The organism is Streptomyces sp. NPDC054961, assembly GCF_053609145.1.
The window spans coordinates 253,004-269,580 of sequence record NZ_JBSGWY010000002.1 but is presented as its reverse complement, the minus strand read 5'-3'; the positions used below and the strand labels follow the sequence as shown (position 1 = coordinate 269,580).

Sequence of the window (16,577 nt, the reverse complement as noted above, 5' to 3'; positions counted from 1 at the left end):
TGCCCTCGGCAGCTCCACGGGCGCACGCGCTACCTTCGCTTCAGGTGGTACGGGAGGAGCCGGGCGTGGGGATCGAGAGCGACCATCTGGTCTACGAATATCTGAGCCGGGTCGGGGACTTGGCGCAGCGCAGGCACCTGTCGTCGGGGGACCGGATGCGGCTGGTGTCGGGGCTGCGGGACGAGATCGACCGGCGGCGGGCCAAGTACGAACCGGAGACGCCGGCGGCGGTGCGCCGGATCCTGGAGCGCATCGGCACGCCGGAGGAGGTCGTCGGGACGCTGTCGCCGACCCGTGACGCGGCCCCGGGGGCGGATCCGGTGCCGGTGGTGCCGACGCAGCGGGGGGCCGCGCCGCCGCACCTGGCCGGACTGGACGAGCTCGGCTCCGGCGAGAAGATGGAGCCGGACTGGTGGCGGGTCGCGCAGGGGTCCTCGGTGGAGGGCTTCGCGGGCGGGATCGAGATCCCGGAGCTGTTCGGGGGGCCGGGCGCGGAGCCGGAACCGAAGGACCCGGACGCCCCGGACGGCGCCCCCGCGGGCGCGGCCGGCGGGCCGGGAGGGCCGGGGAAGCCGGGAGGGCCGGGGAAGCCGGGGGAGCCGGGGGAGGCGACGCGGCGGACGCTCCTGCGGTTCCTGCGGGAGCGGCGGCGCGCGAAGGCGGAGGCGAAGAACGCGGCGGCCGGGGAGACGGCGGCCGCGGCGCGGCCCAAGCCGCACGCGTTCCTGCTGCTCGCGGCGATCGCGCTGGTCGCGGGCGCCGTCTCCGGCTACTGGCTGCTGCTCGCGGCGGGCTGGCTGCTCGCGTACGCCTCGCGCGTGCTGGGTCCCGCGGAGCGGAAGTGGGTGGTCTTCGGGCTGCCGGGGGTGGTGTTCGCGGCGGCGGTGGTGTGGCTGTGGGGCCGGCTGAACGGGCGCTGGGGGGCTCCGCTCACGGACGAGGGCCTGGGCGCGGTCTTCCACGACATGCTGCCCTGGCTGGCCCGGTCGGCGGCCGTCGCCTCGGCGCTCTACCTCTTCTGGCGCTCGCGCCGGGGCGTTCCGCCGTCCTGAGCCGTCCCCGCGGGGCGGGGCGGGCCGGGACGTCACCACAGTTCACCGCCCGGCAAGGCGACGCCGGGCCGCCGTTCCCGCCCGCCCCGCCCGTCTCGGCACAATGGACGTATGAGCTCTTCCACGCTTCTGACCGTCGGCTTCGACCTCGACATGACCCTCATCGACTCCCGGCCGGGCATCAAGGCCGCCTTCCTGGCGCTGTCGGCCGAGACGGGGACCTTCGTCGACGCCGACGCCGTCGTCACGCGCCTCGGTCCGCCGCTGGAACAGGAGCTCGCGTACTGGTTCCCGGAGGCGGAGGTCCCGGCCGCGGCCGACCGGTACCGGGAGATCTATCCCGCACACGCCATCGCGCCGAGCCCGGCGATGCCCGGAGCCCGCGAGGCGATAGAGGCCGTACAGGCCCTCGGCGGCCGCGTGATCGTCGTCACCGCCAAGCACGAGCCGAACGCCCGGCTGCACCTGGACCACCTGGGCATGAAGCCCGACGCGCTGGTCGGCTGGCTGTGGGCGGAGGCCAAGGCGGGAGCCCTGCGCGAGTACGGCGCCCAGGTCTACGTCGGCGACCACGTCGGCGACGTACGGGGCGCCCGCGCGGCCGGCGCCCTGTCGGTGACGGTCCCGACCGGCCCGTGCCCGGAGCACGAGCTGCGGGAGGCGGGCGCCGACGTGGTGCTGGGGGACCTCACGGAACTCCCGCGCTGGCTCGAGGAGTACGCCCGCACGCGGACGGCGTAGCCCGCACGGCGGGCCGGAACCCGGCACGGCCGAAGACCGCCCAGACCACGCCCCGGACCGCGCCTGTGCCTACGCCTGCGACGCGCGGGCGGCCCTGCGCTGCGAGGCGGCCGAGCGCAGCACGCCCGCCGCCGAGATGGCGAAGCCGACGCCCATGAGCATGCACACGGCCCACGCGTACGAGGGGAACGGCTCGGTGTCCATGAACAGCGGGGCCATCGTGGCGAGCGTGGCGACGGCGCCGAGGAGGAAGACGATGCCGCCGGCCTTGACGAGCGCGTCGCCGGGACGGGGCGCGTCGGGGTCGGTGTCCGCGGGCTCGGGCTGAGGAGTAACAGTCACCCGACCAGGGTAGTTCCCTGGCCGGAGCGGTCATCCGCGAAGGACCGGGGAACGTCTTGTCACCCGGACCGTGGCAATTAGCCTGAGTGGTGCGGGTCGGTGACCCGCTCACATCCGACGAGCGCAAGGACAGAGGGCGGACGTGCCTACCGGCAAGGTCAAGTGGTTCAACAGCGAGAAGGGCTTCGGCTTCCTCTCCCGCGACGACGGCGGCGACGTCTTCGTCCACTCGTCGGTGCTGCCCGACGGGGTGGACGCGCTCAAGCCCGGCCAGCGCGTCGAGTTCGGCGTCGTCGCCGGACAACGCGGTGACCAGGCGCTTTCGGTGATCGTGCTGGATCCCGCGCCCTCGGTCGCGGCCGCACAGCGACGCAAGCCGGACGAGCTGGCCTCCATCGTGCAGGACCTCACGACCCTGCTGGAGAACGTCACGCAGCAGCTGGAGCGGGGCCGTTACCCCGACAAGGCGCACGGTGCGCAGATCGCCGGGATGCTGCGCGCGGTCGCCGACCAGATGGACGTCTGAGCCGCGGACACCACGGTGCCCCGCCCCCCTTCGGGGAGGCGGGGCACCGTCGTCGGCTACGGAAAGGCCAGCGCGTCGGCGGCGATGGCCGGAACCAGACCCTCCGCGGCAGCCCGCGTGAGCAGTCCGCGGACCGCCGCGTAGCCGTCGTCGCCCAGGCCGGCGGTGAACTCGTTGACGTACAGACCGATGTGCTGGTCGGCGACGGCCGGGTCCAGCTCCTGCGCGTGCGCCCGTACGTACGGGCGGGAGGCCTCCGGGTCGTCCCAGGCCATGCGGACCGAGGTCCGGGCCGACTCGGCCAGTACGCGCAGCGCGTCCGCGCCCAGCGAGCGCTTGGCGATGATCGCGCCGAGCGGGATCGGCAGACCGGTCGTGGACTCCCAGTGCGCGCCCATGTCGGCCAGGCAGTGCAGCCCGTAGTCCTGATAGGTGAACCGGGCCTCGTGGATGACCAGTCCGGCGTCCACGCGCCCGTCGCGCACGGCCGGCATGATCTCGTGGAACGGCAGCACGACCACCTTGCCGACGCCCTCGGGCGGCAGCACGTCGGCGGCCCACAGCCGGAACAGCAGGTAGGCCGTGGAGCGTTCGCTCGGGACGGCGACCGTCTTGCCGGTCAGGTCCAGGCCCGGCTCGCGGGTGAGGACGAGGGGACCGCAGCCGCGGCCGAGCGCACCGCCGCAGGGCAGCAGCGCGTACTCGTCGAGCACCCACGGCAGGACGGCGTAGGAGACCTTCAGGACGTCCAGCTCGCCGCGCTCGGCCATGCCGTTGGTGAGGTCGATGTCCGCGAAGGTGACGTCGAGGGCGGGCGCGCCGGGGACGCGGCCGTGGGCCCAGGCGTCGAACACGAAGGTGTCGTTCGGGCAGGGCGAGTAGGCGATCCGCACGGGCTTCACGGCGTCGGGCGAGTTCGGGGGGTTCGGGGGGTTCAGCGCGTTCACGAGGTGCCTTCCCAAGCGGCGAGTACGGGTCCCAGCGCCCGGAAGCCGTCGGCCAGGGCGGTCAGCGCGTCACCGATCCGCCAGGCGGCCCGGTCGCGGGGCCCGACGGCGTTGGAGACGGCACGGACCTCCAGCACGGGCAGCCCGTGCGCGGCCGCGGCCTCCGCCACCCCGAAACCCTCCATGGCCTCGGCCCCGGCGAGGGGGTGGAGGGCGGCGAGCCCGGCCGCGCGGGCGGCGGTGCCGGTGACGGTGGAAACGGTCAGCACGGGCGCGAGCAGCGCCCCGGTCGCCTCGGCGGCCCGGGCGGCGAGCGCGGCGGGAGGCAGGTGCACGCTCCGGCCGAAGCCGAGCTCCGTGACGGTCAGGAACCCCTGCGGGGTCTCGGCGCCCAGGTCGGCGGCGACGATCGCGTCGGCGACCACGAGGGAGCCGGTGGGGGCGGCGGGAACGAACCCGCCGCCGATGCCGGCGGAGACGACGAGGCCGTAGCCGCCCGGGCCCTGCGGCGCGGGGGCCAGGGCCAAGGCGGTCGCGGCGCCGGCCGCCGCGGCGGCCGGGCCGACGCCGGCCACGAGGACGTCGAAGTCTCCCCGGCGGTGGATGAGGTAGCCACCGGGGAGGGTGCGCGGCCCGGGACCGGGGGTGTGGTCCGGATGCGGTGTGGGCTCGGACAGACCGGCGACGACGGAGTCTGCCTCCGCCGTCACCGCGGTCACGATGAGCACGCGCACAGGGGGTACGCGACTAGCTCTTGAGCTTGAGGTTGAACGCCCAGACGGCGAGCGGCTTGCCGTCCTCGCCGACCTGCACGATGTTCAGCTTCTTCGAGGCCGGGGCCTCGCCCTGGCCGCCCGTCGAGAAGACATCGGCGCCCGGGAAGCTGCGGTAGGTGTTGGAGGAGGGCTCGGTGATGGGCTGTCCGTCGAGGACGGCCTGCCACTTCTTGCCGTCCTTGACGACGTCCGGCTCGACGCCGAGACGGAGGGTGTCGCCGCGGGCGTACTCGATGCTCTTGGCGCCCTTGAGGTCGGTGAAGCACTCCTGGACCTTCTCCGCCGTGAGCTCCGTGCCGTCGTTGCAGGCGGACTCGGTGGACACCGACGAGGTGCCGACCGTCACGGTCGCCAGCGGCGTCGGCTTGTCACAGGCGGAGAGGAGGAGGAGGCCGGCGGATACGGCTCCGAGGGCCGCGACGCTGCGGCGGCCCCTACCCGAGAAAAGCGGTGCGGTCATGAGCCGAAGGCTATCGGGCCGGTGCGCTGCGCTGCTGCACGGGGTCCCGGTGTGGCTTCCACCGGGCGGCCGGGATTTCCGATCCGGCCGCGGGACGGCCTCGCAGGGGGCGCGAGGCGGGGTTACGCCACCCGTGGGCGGGACGGCGTACGGGTGTCGCTGGGGTGGGTGAGGACCCCGCGCAGGGCCATCACCGTGCCCAGGGCCACGATCGCGGCGGCCACGGCCATGCCGAGGGCGCCGTTCAGGGGCAGGGCGATGCCGATCGCGCCGCCCAGGACCCACGCCACCTGGAGCAGCGTCTCCGAGCGGGCGAAGGCCGACGTGCGGACGGCCTCCGGGACGTCGCGCTGGATCATCGCGTCCAGCGAGAGCTTGGCGAGGGCCTGGCAGAAACCGGCCGTCGCGCCGAGCACGGCCACGAGGACCCCGCTGAAGAAGACCGCCGCGACGATCGCGACGGCGAGGGTCAGGCACAGCACCGCGGCGATGATCACCTCGGGCGCGCGCGCCCGCAGCCACGCGCCCGCCGCCGTCCCGCAGGCGTTCCCCACGCCCGCCGAGACCCCGACGATGCCCAGCGAGACCGCCGCGCTCTGTCCCGCGAGCGGGTGTTCGCGCAGCAGGAACGCCAGGAAGAAGATCAGGAACCCCGACAGCGCGCGCATCGCCGCGTTCGCCAGCAGCCCGCACAGCACCGGCCGGCTGACCGTCCGCAGCCCCGGCCGCTTCGAATGCGCCTCGTGCGTGGACAGGCGCGCCCGCCGCTCGCCCTTCGCCTCGTCCACCTTGTGCGGAAGGGTGAACGCCGCGAAGGTTCCCCAGATGAAGATCACGCACGCCCCGTAGAGCGGCCACGGCGGTCCGATCGCGTGCAGGCCGGCGGCTACGGGTGCCGCCGCGCCCGTGGCCAGCAGGCCGGCCAGCGTGACCCGGGAGTTCGCCTTGACCAGCGAGAAGTTGGGTGGGAGGAGCCGGGGCACCACGGCGCTGCGTACGACGCCGTAGGCCTTGGAGGCGACGAGGACCCCGAGCGCGGCCGGGTACAGCTCCAGGCCGCCGGTGGCCACCGCGCCCGACATCATCACCGCCAGCAGCGCCCGTGCCAGCATCGCGCCCGCCATCGCGGCGCGCCGCCCGTGCGGCAGGCGGTCCAGCAGCGGGCCGATCACCGGGGCCAGGACGGTGAAGGGGGCCATGGTGATGGCGAGGTACAGGGCCACCCGGCCGCGTGCCTCGTCCGTGGGGACGGAGAAGAAGACGGTGGAGGCGAGCGCGACGGTGATCATCACATCGCCCGCGCCGTTGATCGCGTGCAGTTCGATCAGCTTGCCGAGACCCGATTCGCCGGCCCCGTGCGCGTGCGTGGCCCGCCGGATCCCGCGCGCCGTACCGGTGAAGGGCAGGTGCAGGGCACGCCCGACGGCCCGGCCGGCCCGCCTGGCCGGTCCCGAGCCGTCGTCGGACGACCGTGCGGGTGCCACGTCGCCCATAGTGCCCCAATCGGCCCGTTGAAACCCGTCCCGGCGCGTCGGGCGGAGATGGCCGGTAGTGGGGTTGTCCGCGAATCGGACCTTGCATGTGGGACGAAGGCGCCGGAGGGGGTAGCGTGCGTAGCGCGCCACCGGCGGCTGCTCCTGGCCGCGCGCCTCTTAGCGATCCTGCAAAATGGATCGCAGGTAGGTGCGCCCTGGAACCCGATCGGGCGCGGACGTCGACGCGGCCCTCTGGTCCGCTCCGCCCGCGCTACGTAGGGACAGCCGACGGGTCGTTGTGGACGACAAGTACGGACGGCGCACTCGTGAGACGGCGTAGGAGAGAACGAGACCTGTGAGTGCTGCGACGACGCGAAGCCGTACCCCCGACCGCCTGTGCGTCGAGGCGGTAGACCTCGCCCGCGCGTCGGCTGAGGAAGCCGCCGCCCCCGGAGTGGTGGGCGCACACCTCGCCGCCGTATCGGAGGGTGACAGGGTCGTCACGCACTTCTTCGAGTGCAAGGACCCGGCCTACCGGGGCTGGCGCTGGGCCGTGACGGTGACCCGCGCGTCCCGTGCGAAGAACGTCACGCTCGACGAAACGGTGCTGCTTCCGGGCGACGACGCCCTGCTGGCCCCCGAGTGGGTGCCGTGGAGCGAGCGGCTGCGTCCGGGGGACATGGGCCCCGGGGACCTGCTCCCCACGGACGCCGAGGACCTGCGGCTGGAGCAGGGCTGGTCGGGCGAGGACGCGCCGCCGCCGAACTCGGTGGTCTCCTCGGAGATGGCCGAGCTCGTCGAGGCGGAGGACGCCGACGTCACGGACCGCGCGATCGTCCCGGTACGCGGCTCCATCACCTCGGTGGCCGAAGAACTCGGCATGCGCCGTGCGCGCGTCCTGTCCCGCTACGGCCTGCACAGCGCGGCCGACCGCTGGGACGAGTCCTTCGGCGCGAAGACCCCGATGGCGCAGGCGGCCCCCGCGTCGTGCGTGTCCTGCGGCTTCCTCGTCGCGATCGGCGGCTCCCTGGGCCAGGCGTTCGGTATCTGCGCGAACGAGTTCGGACCGGCCGACGGCCGCCTGGTCTCCCTGTCCTACGGATGCGGCGGCCACTCGGAGGCCGCCGTCATGCCGAAGCCCCCGCGGCCCGCGCCGCCGGTGCTCGACTCCATGGCCGCGGACGAGTTCCCCCTGCGCCCGGCCCCCGACTCGGGCTCGGTCCCCGCGGCGGACGAAGAGGTCCTGGCGGACCTCGGCCACTCCTGACCGGCTGAACGGCTGACCGGCTGACCGGCATGGCGAAGGGCCCGGACCTCCACGGAGGTCCGGGCCCTTCTTCCCTGCCGGTCAGGGGCAGGGGCCGGGTGTCAGGCCGATACCCCGGAGGTTTCCTGGGGCCGCTGCTCCGGATCCGGCTGCTGCGTGCCGGGCCGGCCGGCGGGGGCCGGGTCCGTCCCGGTCGCCGCGACAGCGGCCCGCGCCGCGGCCTCGCGCCGCTTGCGCAGGAAACCGGGGGTCCAGTTCTTCAGCTTCATGGCCGGGGACTCGATCAGGTACCAGGACAGCGCGGCCAGGACCACCGTGCCGGCCATCGCCAGCAGCAGGAACACGGGCTTGCCGTACTTCGCGTAGCCCAGCATGGCCAGCGACTGCTCCACGGTGAACCCGTAGATGTAGATGCCGTACGAGAAGTCGCGCTTGCGCCCGATCTTCTGGAACGGCTTGGGCAGCCTGACCGCGAGCCAGATCAGCAGGTAGGCGAAGGTCGGGTACCCGAAGACGAAGAACCCGCCGAAGACCAGCGAGGCGGCGAGCACCACGACGGAGCCCAGCGCCAGCAGGTCGTTGACCGGCAGCCGGTCGCGGTAGAGCTGGAAGGTGCCGCCGAGGAGGAAGGCGAAGACCAGCACGATCAGGGAGTGCACGCTCATGGCGCCGAGCGCCGGGACCGACACGGCGGAGCCGAGGTCGCCGGGGATGCCCCGCCACTTGGGGGATTCGATCCAGTCGTTCAGGATCACCAGGCCGAGGGCCACGACCGCCAGCGGAAGAAACTTGCGGGCCCGCTGCAGGACTCCGGAGGCGCCGAGTATGCCGACCATGACGTAGCAGAGGATCTCGTACTTCAGCGACCACAGGGCGCCGTTGATGCCCCCGTCGAAGTTGGTGCCGCGGGCCTTGCCCTCGGCGATCACCCCGGATATGTCCCAGCCGTTGCTGATCGCGGTGGTCCAGGTGCCGGAGAGGTACCCGAGGGGACCCTGCGGGTGGTTCCAGTAGCCGTTCAGGCTGCCGTGGAGCCAGTAGTAGAGCGCCGGGATGATGACGAGCGCGGAGAGCAGCAGCGAGCCCCACAGGCCCGGCAGGATGCGCAGCGCGCGGTGCCAGGCGAAGCGCCCGGCGGTGATCCGGGCCCCACTGCCCGTGATCATGAAGCCGGAGAGGACGAAGAAGCCGACCACGGCCATCTTGCCGACGTCGGTCTGCTGGCCGCTGTAGCGCCACAGCGGGTCGAGCGGGCCCCAGCCGAGGGGGTAGACGTGCGAGAGCACGACCGACGAAGCGAGGAGCAGCCGCAGCACGCCGAAGCTGTTGGCCCGTGAGGAGTAGACCTCGGCGAGCGTTCCGCGATGGCCGGGCAGGACTCGTCTGTTGCGGGACATAGGGGGTTCAGGCTTCCTGGGAAGGGGGTTCCGGGGGAGCTCGCCCGGCAACGGGTCGAGGACCTCACCGGATCGTACCGACGGGCGGCCGGGCCGGTGAGGCCCTCGGAGCACGTGCTCGGGTCGGAGCGGTCAGCTTCGGGCGGTGACCTCGGCGGCCCAGAGGGCGGCGACCGCCTCGCGCAGGGTGCGGTCCGGCTTCCAGACCAGGGCCTGCTTGATGGCGGTGATGTCGAGCTGCTGCCACTCGGTCTCCGGGCCGGTGCCGTCCGGCGCGGGAACCTCGGTGACGTTCGTCGGTACGCCGCTCTCCTCGATCAGCAGCTCGACCAGCTCACGGGCCGAGCTGGCCCGGCCCAGGCCCACGTTGAGGACCGGGGGCGCGGGCACCGGGGCGAGCGCGGCCATGATGGCGTCGACGCTGTCCTGGAGGTCCACGAAGTCGCGCTGGGCGGTCAGCGGCGCGAGCGCCAGCTCCGCGACGGTCCCGGCGGACCGGGCCTCGGCCAGCTTGCCGGCCATGACGCCCAGCAGGCTGTGCGAGGGCTGGCCGGCGCCGACGACATTGCCCAGGCGCAGCACGATGGCGTCCAGGCCGTCCTCGCGGACGGCGTCCGCGATCATCGCGGTGGCGCGCAGCTTCAGCTGCCCGTAGACCATCGGCGGCCGGGGCACGGAGTCCTCGGCGAGGGAGACGCCGATCGGGCAGAGGCCGTACTCGTGCACGCTGCCGAGGTGGACCAGCCGGGGCGGCTGCGCCATCGTCCCCAGCGCTTCGAGCAGGCGGGCGACCATGCCGACGTTGGCGCCGACCATCTGCTCGTCCGTCAGGCCCCACATGCCGCCCGCCGCGTTGACCACCACGTCGATCCGGTGCTCCGTGAGCAGCGCGGCCAGGTCGGCCGGCGGGTCGACGGTGAGGTCGAGGCGGGCGAACGCGCCGGGCAGCGGGACGGCGGGCGCCTTGCGCGCGATGGCGAGCAGACCGTGACCGCGCTCGGCGAGCGTGGCGCAGATCGCCCGGCCTATGAAGCCGGTGCCGCCGAGGACTGCTACACGGGGCAGAGAAGGGCTGGTGTCGTGCATGGGCGGGCTCCGGGCGGTCGAGTGGGGGACGGTGGGTGGTGGCGGGCCCTTCGCTGGGTGGTCGAGGGGCCGGGGGGCGCCGCGTGCGGCCGCGGGCGGTACGGCCGCGCCGCGGTGCTATCGGTGGTCGGCGCCGACGGCGTGCCGGAGCAGGGTGCGGGTGCCCTCGCTCTGCTTGTTCTTCAGCGCGCCCGGGACCATGGTCAGCGCGTGGATCCGGGAGGACAGGTGCAGCCGGGAGGCCTTGGCGGCCTTCGTCCAGCCCTGCGCGTCCAGCCGGTCCGCGACCTCCATGAAGAAGCGGTTGGCCTCGGCGAAGCGCTTTCCGGTGAAGGCCTGCTGGGAGGAGATGCTGACCGCGTGCCGGCGGTACTGGAAGCACACCGTGTCGGTGACGAGCATCTGCTCGCCGGCCTGGACGAGGTCGATCTCCAGCGCCAGGTCCTGGGTGACCTCGAGGTTGTCGCGCAGGCCGGCCTTGCGGACCGCGTCGGTGCGCCAGCACATGGCGGGGAAGTACAGCCAGTTGCCGCGCAGCAGGCTGACGGCGAGCCGCTCGCCCTCCATCAGCAGCCGGCCGCGCACCTTGGGCGTGTACAGCAGGCGCTTGGACTGGTCGACGAGCCCGTCGGTGGGCTTGCCGTCGCCGTCGATGACCTGGACGCCGGGCTGGATCATGCCGATGCCCGGGTGCTCCGCGATCAGGGCGCGCACCGTGGCGACGTACTCCGGCAGCATGATGTCGTCGGTGCCCATCATGACGAAGTGCTCTTCCCGGACCAGGCCGATGCACTTGCGGTAGTTGCCGGTGACGCCGAGGTTCTGCTCGTTGCGCTGGTACGAGACGCGCGGGTCGCCGAGGGCGGCGAACCAGCCGGGTACGTCCGGCTCCTTGCCGTCGTCCACCACGGTCAGGCGCCAGTTCGGGTCGCTCTGGGCCAGGATGCTGTGCACCGCGGCCTGCATCAGGGCGACGTCGCCGTAGTACGGCAGCATGATGTCGAGAGTGGTCGCGGACGGCGCACCGGGGGTTTCGGACATGGGTTTCACCATACGGTGCATGGCATCGGGGAGGGTAACCCCCGGTCCGGGGCGGGGAGACGGGCCCGGCCGGGCCGCCGGACGGCGTCCGGTCCGGGGACGAGGGCTCCCGACCGGGCAGTACGCTGAGAAGACTATGTGCGTACTCGCCACCTGTGGCGCCGGTTGTCCTCATGCTCCGGCGGACCCTGTGGCTCAGATCACGGTAACCGGCGCGTCCGGTTCCGGTCCCGGGGAGCAGCTGTGGGTGTGGTGAGTACGGAGGGCGCCGAGGCGAGCGCCGCCGCGGGCGCCGAGGAGGGCGCCGAGGCGAGCGGGTCGCGGTCACCGCTGGCCCGCGTGCTCACGTCCCTGCCGCCGGGCACCCAGCTGGTCATCGGCGGCACCATCGTCATCGGCGCCGCCTCGTACATCCACCTCATGGCGGCCGGCCACAGCCTGTCCACCACGGACGCGGCCTCCTTCTCCGTGCTGTGGACGATCCTGATGTCGGTCGGCCTCGGACTGTTCTTCCCGGTCGAGCAGGAGCTCACCCGGATCGTCGCGGCCCACGAGGTCCGCGGCGAGGGCATGTCCCGGGTCCTGCACCGGATCACCGTGCTCAGCCTGGGCCTGATCGCCCTGCTCGCGGCGGGGGTGGCGCTCGCCGCCCGGCCGCTCGCCGACACGTTCTTCAACGGCCGGCTCGACATGGTCGCGGCGCTGGGGCTGTCCTTCGCCGCCATGGCGGTCACGAACGTGACCCGGGGCGTCCTGGCGGGCCTGGGCCGTTTCGGCCCGTACGGACTCCAGCTGGCCGTCGACGGCGGCCTGCGGATCGCCCTCGCCGCGGCCTTCGCGCTCGGCGGGGTCAGCTCGCCCCTGGCCTTCGCGCTGATCCTCACGGTGGCGCCGCTCGTCTCGGTCCTCGCCACCGCGCGCCCCGTGCTGCGCGGCATCACCCGGGGCGGCCCCGCGGACGGCTGGTCCGCGCTGCTGGGCGGGCTCGGCCCGCTCATCGTGTCGACCCTGCTGGCGCAGGTCGTCGTCAACGCCGCCGTGGTCAGCTCCAAGCTGCTGGCGCCGACCGACGGCGCGCTGGTCGCCGGGCTGCTCAACGCGATCGTGCTGGCCCGCGTGCCGCTCTTCGTCTTCGGCTCGCTCCAGGCCTCCCTGCTGTCCGGGCTGTCCTCGGCCGCCGCGGCGGGGGACCGGGCGGGCTTCTCCAAGCTGCTCGGCCGCACCTGCCTGGTGGTCACCGGCCTCGGCGTGTGCGGAGGCGTGCCCGCCACGCTGCTCGGGCCGTGGCTGATCCACGTGCTCTTCAACGCCGACGACGTGCTCGGCCGCGCGGAATTCTTCTTCATGTCCGCCGGAACCCTCTTCTACATGCTGGCCATGGTCCTCGGACAGGCCCTGATGGTCCTGCACAAGCACCGGCTCCAGCTGGTCGGCTGGGCCGTGGCCACCCTGGTCGTGCTCGGCGCGACCCTCCTGCCGGGCGAGGTCGCCACCCGCGTCTGCCTCGCGTACGCCCTCGGCGCGCTCTCCGCCGTGCTCGTCATGGCGGCCGCGCTCTGGCTGACCTTCCTGCGGGTGCGCCCCGGGCAGGCCGAGCCGTCCGCGGCGTCCGAGGCCGCCGAGCGGACCGCCACCACGGCCTGAGCCGCGGGCCCGCCCGGGCCCGCCCCGCCGCGCCCGTGGCGGCGTACCCTCGGCCCATGGGGGAAGCGGACATGGTGGGACTGGACGGCCGGGTCACCGGAACGGTCGGGCCGGGGCTGGTGGGCGAGGTCATCGTGCGGATCCGGGGCGGGGCCGAGCACTTCCTCGCGTACCCGGCGCCGGGGACGGGGAAGCTGGCGGTCGGGACGGTGGTCACGGTGGTCGAGTACCTGCCGCCGCGCACGGTGTACGTGATGGCCGCGTACGGGGACTGACGCCGTCGGCGCACCCGCCCCGACCTCCGCGTATCAAGATGGCGACAAGAATGCGCCGCCGTCTTCACGCGGCTCCCGCGCGGGCGCAGACTCGCCTTCTCGGTGGCGGACGCCGCCGTGGAACGGGGGGAGTTGCCGATGCCTATCGGCGTACTGGCGGGCGTCGTCGTCGGCGCGATCGTGGTCGTGATCGGCCTGTTCAAGCTCATGTGGCGGGTCGCCGAGCCCAACGAGGCGCTGGTCATCTCCGGCTCCGCGCACAAGACCGAGGGCATCGGGGAAGGCATGGGCTTCCGCATCGTCACCGGGCGCGGAACGCTCGTGGTGCCCGGGGTGCAGGCCGTGCGGAAGCTGTCGCTGGACCTCAACGAGACCCAGCTGAACGTGGACTGCGTGACCCACCAGGGCATCCCCCTGCGGGTCAAGGGCGTGGTCATCTTCAAGATCGGCGACGACTTCGTGTCCATCGCCAACGCGGCCCGCCGCTTCCTGGACCAGCAGAAGATGATGCCCGAGCGGGTGCACATCGTCTTCGCGGGCCACCTGCGCTCCATCGTGGGCGGGCTGACGGTCGAGGACATGATCCGTGACCGCGAGAAGCTGACCGGTCAGACCCGGGCGGCCTGCGGCACGGAGATGGAGAAGCTCGGGCTGATCGTGGACTCGCTCCAGATCCACGAGATCGAGGACCCCACGGGCTACATCAAGAACCTGGCGATGCCGCACGCGGCCGCGGTGCAGCGGGACGCGCGGATCGCGCAGGCCGACGCCAACCTGCGGGCGACGGAGGCCGAACAGGCCGCCTTCGCGCGGATGTCGGAGGCGACGCGGGACAGCGAGATCCTCCAGGCCGGCTACCAGGCCGAGCGGGACAAGGCGGCGGCGACCGCCCGGCAGGCGGGCCCGCTCTCGGAGGCGGCGGCGCGCCAGGAGGTCGTGGTCCAGGAGACCCGGGTCGCGGAGCTCGAGGCGCACCGGCGCGAGCAGCAGCTCCAGGCGGACGTGCGCAAGCCCGCGGACGCGGCGGCGTACGAGGTCAGGACCCGGGCCGAGGCGGACCGCGACGCCCGCATCTCGGCGGCGCAGGCCCGGGCGAGGGAGACCGAGCTCGCGGCGGCCGCGGAAGCCACCCGGGTGACGACGGCGGCCGGGGCCGAGGCGAAGGCGACGGAGGCACGGGGTCTGGCGACCGCGACGGCCACCCGGGCGACCGGTGAGGCCGAGGCGGCGGCGACGCAGGCCAAGGGCCTCGCGGAGGCGGCGTCGGCGAAGGCGAAGGGCCTCGCGGAGGCGGAGGCCATCAAGGCGCGGGCCTCCGCGCTGGCCGAGAACCAGGAAGCGGTGGTCGCTCAGCAGCTGGCCGAGAACTGGCCGGCGATCGTGGAAGCGGGCGCCGGGGCCTTCGGCAACGTGGAGCACATGATCCTGCTGAACGGCGCGGAGGGCATGTCGGACATGTTCGCGAAGGCCCTGACCATGGGCGGCACCGGCCTGGGCCTGGCCCGCCAGCTCCTGTCGTCGATGTCCCCGCCCCCGGCGGCCGCGCCGGCCGCCGCGCCCGCGGCCGCCCCGGCGAACGGAGCCCCGGCCGGGACGGCCCACCCGACGGCCCACCCGATGTCCCACCAGATCCCGATCCAGGAGGCGTAGCCCGTCCCCCGCCCGGCCCGTCCCCCACTCCACCCGGCCCGGCCGGCCCGGGTGGGGGACGGGCCGCCGGTCACCTCTTCGGCGGGCGGCGGCGCAGGATCCGCTTCGCCGCCAGGGTCAGGACCGTGGCCGCCACCAGGACGAACGCGCCCTTCGTGAAGGTGCCGCCCTCGGCGGACGGCGGGGTGGCCGCACCGGGGCCCGGGGCGGCTCCCGGAGAGGCGGGGGCCGGGGACGCCGCCGACGCGGGCGCGGTCACCGGGACCGCCACGACGCGGCTGTTCGCGCCCTCCGCCCCGAACATCAGCGCCTTCCCGTCCGCCGTGTACGTCACGGACTCCGCCTGCCCCTGCCACGGCGCGGCCACCTGCTCCCCGTCCCCGGCCGGCCGGCCGTCCTTCCACGGGTACGTCTTGGCCCACAGGTACCCGCGCAGCGCGAGCCGCCCCCCGTCCGGGGAGAAGGCCCCGTCCGTGACCCACGGGACGTCCCCGATCCGCCGGAAGGTGTTCGTGCCGGACGCGGACAGTGCCTCCGGTCCCTCGTAGAGGCCGCCCGCCCGCTCGTCCTTGCTCGCGATGTACACCCGCCCGGTCACCGGATGCACCATCAGCGCCTCCGCGTTCCGCGGCCCGTCCGCGTACTTCACCGTGAACTGCTCGGCCTTGACCGTGGCGTCGCCGAGCGTCTTCGGCTCGGGGAAGCGGTAGATCCACACGTGGTCCCAGGAACCGCCCAGGTTGTCCCCGATGTCGCCGACGTACAGCTGCCCGTCGGGTCCCAGCGAGATCGCCTCGATGTCCCGGGGCTTGCCGACGCCCGTCATCGTGATCCGGGCGACCGTCTTGCCGGTCGCGGAATCCACGGCGTACACGTACGGCCCGTCGTCGCTGTCGTTGTGGGTCCAGTAGACGCCCGGGTGGACCCGGCTGGCCGCGAGCCCGCTCGACTCCTTGATCCGGGGGTCGGTGAGGGTGAACCCGGACGGGGCGGGACTCGGGGCGGCGACGGAGGCGACGGCGGTGACGGAGGCGACGGCCGCGGCGGCGGGTCCGGCCGTCACGGCCAGAACGGCCAGGGCACAGAAGGCGGTCGACGACAGCAGGTGCGGGCGCATCCCCCTAGCCTGCCAGCCCGCCCCGCGTGTCCGGCATCACAGGGGCGCCGGTCGCGTGATCCGCGATGATGACCGGATGCGTTTCATGTTTGTCGGTGATTCCATGACCATCGGACGCGCCGGCGACTACACGTGGCGCTACCGGATGTGGCAGCACCTCAACGACACCTTCGGCGGCCCGTACGAGATCGTCGGCCCGCGCAGCGAGCTGTACGACACCTCCACGGACGTGCCGGCCAGCCACGCGTACGCCGACCCCGGCTTCCCGGAGCAGGCCCGCCGCCACCTGGCCGGCTGGGGCGAGGGCTGGCAGCACATGGCCCCGCTCATCGGGCCCGCCGCCCGCTCCGGCGGGGCCGACGTCCTGCTCGTCTCCCTCGGGCTCATAGACCTCGGCTTCTACACCGACGCCGAGGCCACCGCCGCCAACGTCCGCCTGTTCGTCGCCGAGGCCCGCGCCGCCCGCCCCGCGATACGGATGGTCCTGCTGCCGGTCATCCCCAACGTCCGGGCCCAGGACGACGCGCCCTTCGCGGCGGAGGTCGAGCGGTTCAACGAGCTGCTCGCCAAGGCGGTCGCCGACCTGTCGACCGCCGCCTCGCCGATCCTGCTGGCCGCGCGACCGGCCTCGTACGAGATCCACCACGACACCTACGACGGCACCCACCCCAACGCCTCGGGCGAACACCGCCTGGCGGGCGAGTTCGCGGCGGTGCTGCACCAGGCGTGGGGCATCGGCGCCCCCTACCGGCCCCGCGAGGACGCCTGACCGGCCTTGCCG

17 protein-coding genes are annotated in these 16,577 nt (G+C 73.7%); 8 read left to right on the top strand and 9 right to left on the bottom strand.

Annotated elements, in window-relative coordinates; translation table 11 throughout:
* Nucleotides 1–65 precede the first annotated feature (65 nt).
* On the top strand, nucleotides 66–1,052 hold the full coding sequence (locus ACWF9Z_RS03405) for a hypothetical protein (RefSeq protein ID WP_453596954.1): 987 nt from the start codon (nucleotides 66–68) through the stop codon (nucleotides 1,050–1,052).
* Between the two features lie 111 nt (nucleotides 1,053–1,163).
* Nucleotides 1,164–1,793: an HAD family hydrolase gene (locus ACWF9Z_RS03400; RefSeq protein WP_453596952.1), complete on the top strand. Its 630-nt coding sequence runs from the start codon at nucleotides 1,164–1,166 to the stop codon at nucleotides 1,791–1,793.
* A gap of 69 nt (nucleotides 1,794–1,862) precedes the next feature.
* On the opposite strand, the gene ACWF9Z_RS03395 is transcribed toward ACWF9Z_RS03400, so the two are convergent.
* Entirely contained in the window at nucleotides 1,863–2,135 is a 273-nt protein-coding gene (locus ACWF9Z_RS03395) for a hypothetical protein (RefSeq protein WP_453596950.1), read from the bottom strand.
* A 142-nt stretch (nucleotides 2,136–2,277) separates the two neighbouring features.
* Between ACWF9Z_RS03395 and ACWF9Z_RS03390 the strand changes: the two genes are divergently transcribed.
* Nucleotides 2,278–2,661 carry a cold-shock protein gene (locus ACWF9Z_RS03390; protein WP_356656487.1) on the top strand — a complete coding sequence of 128 codons (384 nt, stop codon included), beginning with the start codon at nucleotides 2,278–2,280 and terminating at the stop codon, nucleotides 2,659–2,661.
* A gap of 56 nt (nucleotides 2,662–2,717) precedes the next feature.
* On the opposite strand, the gene ACWF9Z_RS03385 is transcribed toward ACWF9Z_RS03390, so the two are convergent.
* The 4 genes from ACWF9Z_RS03385 to ACWF9Z_RS03370 form a co-directional block, all read right to left on the bottom strand.
* Entirely contained in the window at nucleotides 2,718–3,599 is an 882-nt protein-coding gene (locus ACWF9Z_RS03385; protein WP_453597218.1) for a 1,4-dihydroxy-6-naphthoate synthase, read from the bottom strand.
* A 5-nt stretch (nucleotides 3,600–3,604) separates the two neighbouring features.
* Nucleotides 3,605–4,342: a futalosine hydrolase gene (locus ACWF9Z_RS03380; RefSeq protein ID WP_453596947.1), complete on the bottom strand. Its 738-nt coding sequence runs from the start codon at nucleotides 4,340–4,342 to the stop codon at nucleotides 3,605–3,607.
* Nucleotides 4,343–4,355: 13 nt separating this feature from the next.
* On the bottom strand, nucleotides 4,356–4,844 hold the full coding sequence (locus tag ACWF9Z_RS03375; RefSeq protein ID WP_453596945.1) for a DUF2771 domain-containing protein: 489 nt from the start codon (nucleotides 4,842–4,844) through the stop codon (nucleotides 4,356–4,358).
* A 122-nt stretch (nucleotides 4,845–4,966) separates the two neighbouring features.
* A complete protein-coding gene (locus ACWF9Z_RS03370; RefSeq protein WP_453596943.1) occupies nucleotides 4,967–6,337 on the bottom strand; it encodes an MFS transporter in 1,371 nt (456 codons plus the stop codon).
* A gap of 337 nt (nucleotides 6,338–6,674) precedes the next feature.
* On the opposite strand from ACWF9Z_RS03370, the gene ACWF9Z_RS03365 reads away from it, so the two are divergent.
* A complete protein-coding gene (locus ACWF9Z_RS03365; RefSeq protein WP_453596941.1) occupies nucleotides 6,675–7,586 on the top strand; it encodes a DUF3027 domain-containing protein in 912 nt (303 codons plus the stop codon).
* A gap of 101 nt (nucleotides 7,587–7,687) precedes the next feature.
* Here ACWF9Z_RS03365 and ACWF9Z_RS03360 read toward each other — a convergent pair whose 3' ends face one another.
* The 3 genes from ACWF9Z_RS03360 to ACWF9Z_RS03350 all read right to left on the bottom strand — a co-directional run bounded on the left by ACWF9Z_RS03360 (nucleotide 7,688) and on the right by ACWF9Z_RS03350 (nucleotide 11,110).
* On the bottom strand, nucleotides 7,688–8,983 hold the full coding sequence (locus ACWF9Z_RS03360; protein WP_453596939.1) for an acyltransferase family protein: 1,296 nt from the start codon (nucleotides 8,981–8,983) through the stop codon (nucleotides 7,688–7,690).
* Between the two features lie 132 nt (nucleotides 8,984–9,115).
* Nucleotides 9,116–10,069 (bottom strand): NAD-dependent epimerase/dehydratase family protein, encoded by a 954-nt coding sequence (locus ACWF9Z_RS03355; RefSeq protein ID WP_453596937.1) that lies wholly within the window; start codon nucleotides 10,067–10,069, stop codon nucleotides 9,116–9,118.
* Between the two features lie 117 nt (nucleotides 10,070–10,186).
* Nucleotides 10,187–11,110 carry a glycosyltransferase family 2 protein gene (locus ACWF9Z_RS03350; RefSeq protein ID WP_453596935.1) on the bottom strand — a complete coding sequence of 308 codons (924 nt, stop codon included), beginning with the start codon at nucleotides 11,108–11,110 and terminating at the stop codon, nucleotides 10,187–10,189.
* A 249-nt stretch (nucleotides 11,111–11,359) separates the two neighbouring features.
* Between ACWF9Z_RS03350 and ACWF9Z_RS03345 the strand changes: the two genes are divergently transcribed.
* From ACWF9Z_RS03345 to ACWF9Z_RS03335, 3 genes are all read left to right on the top strand, one after another.
* A complete protein-coding gene (locus ACWF9Z_RS03345; protein ID WP_453596933.1) occupies nucleotides 11,360–12,754 on the top strand; it encodes a lipopolysaccharide biosynthesis protein in 1,395 nt (464 codons plus the stop codon).
* A gap of 56 nt (nucleotides 12,755–12,810) precedes the next feature.
* On the top strand, nucleotides 12,811–13,029 hold the full coding sequence (locus ACWF9Z_RS03340; RefSeq protein ID WP_356650561.1) for a hypothetical protein: 219 nt from the start codon (nucleotides 12,811–12,813) through the stop codon (nucleotides 13,027–13,029).
* Nucleotides 13,030–13,167: 138 nt separating this feature from the next.
* Nucleotides 13,168–14,679 carry an SPFH domain-containing protein gene (locus ACWF9Z_RS03335; protein WP_453596931.1) on the top strand — a complete coding sequence of 504 codons (1,512 nt, stop codon included), beginning with the start codon at nucleotides 13,168–13,170 and terminating at the stop codon, nucleotides 14,677–14,679.
* A gap of 70 nt (nucleotides 14,680–14,749) precedes the next feature.
* Here the strand turns inward: ACWF9Z_RS03335 and ACWF9Z_RS03330 are convergent, their stop codons facing one another.
* The gene (locus tag ACWF9Z_RS03330; RefSeq protein ID WP_453596929.1) at nucleotides 14,750–15,796 is read right to left on the bottom strand and encodes a WD40 repeat domain-containing protein; all 1,047 of its coding nucleotides are present in this window, start codon (nucleotides 15,794–15,796) and stop codon (nucleotides 14,750–14,752) included.
* Between the two features lie 76 nt (nucleotides 15,797–15,872).
* Here ACWF9Z_RS03330 and ACWF9Z_RS03325 point away from each other — a divergent pair, with 76 nt between their 5' ends.
* Nucleotides 15,873–16,565 carry a GDSL-type esterase/lipase family protein gene (locus ACWF9Z_RS03325; protein WP_453596927.1) on the top strand — a complete coding sequence of 231 codons (693 nt, stop codon included), beginning with the start codon at nucleotides 15,873–15,875 and terminating at the stop codon, nucleotides 16,563–16,565.
* Nucleotides 16,566–16,577 lie beyond the last annotated feature (12 nt).

Coding starts and splice junctions, on each gene's coding strand:
- ACWF9Z_RS03400 (WP_453596952.1), top strand. CDS start 1,164: ATGAGCTCTTCCACGCTTCTGACCGTCGGCTTCGACCTCGACATGACC.
- ACWF9Z_RS03375 (WP_453596945.1), bottom strand. CDS start 4,844: ATGACCGCACCGCTTTTCTCGGGTAGGGGCCGCCGCAGCGTCGCGGCC.
- ACWF9Z_RS03370 (WP_453596943.1), bottom strand. CDS start 6,337: ATGGGCGACGTGGCACCCGCACGGTCGTCCGACGACGGCTCGGGACCG.
- ACWF9Z_RS03360 (WP_453596939.1), bottom strand. CDS start 8,983: ATGTCCCGCAACAGACGAGTCCTGCCCGGCCATCGCGGAACGCTCGCC.
- ACWF9Z_RS03355 (WP_453596937.1), bottom strand. CDS start 10,069: ATGCACGACACCAGCCCTTCTCTGCCCCGTGTAGCAGTCCTCGGCGGC.
- ACWF9Z_RS03350 (WP_453596935.1), bottom strand. CDS start 11,110: ATGTCCGAAACCCCCGGTGCGCCGTCCGCGACCACTCTCGACATCATG.
- ACWF9Z_RS03340 (WP_356650561.1), top strand. CDS start 12,811: ATGGGGGAAGCGGACATGGTGGGACTGGACGGCCGGGTCACCGGAACG.
- ACWF9Z_RS03335 (WP_453596931.1), top strand. CDS start 13,168: ATGCCTATCGGCGTACTGGCGGGCGTCGTCGTCGGCGCGATCGTGGTC.
- ACWF9Z_RS03330 (WP_453596929.1), bottom strand. CDS start 15,796: ATGCGCCCGCACCTGCTGTCGTCGACCGCCTTCTGTGCCCTGGCCGTT.
- ACWF9Z_RS03325 (WP_453596927.1), top strand. CDS start 15,873: ATGCGTTTCATGTTTGTCGGTGATTCCATGACCATCGGACGCGCCGGC.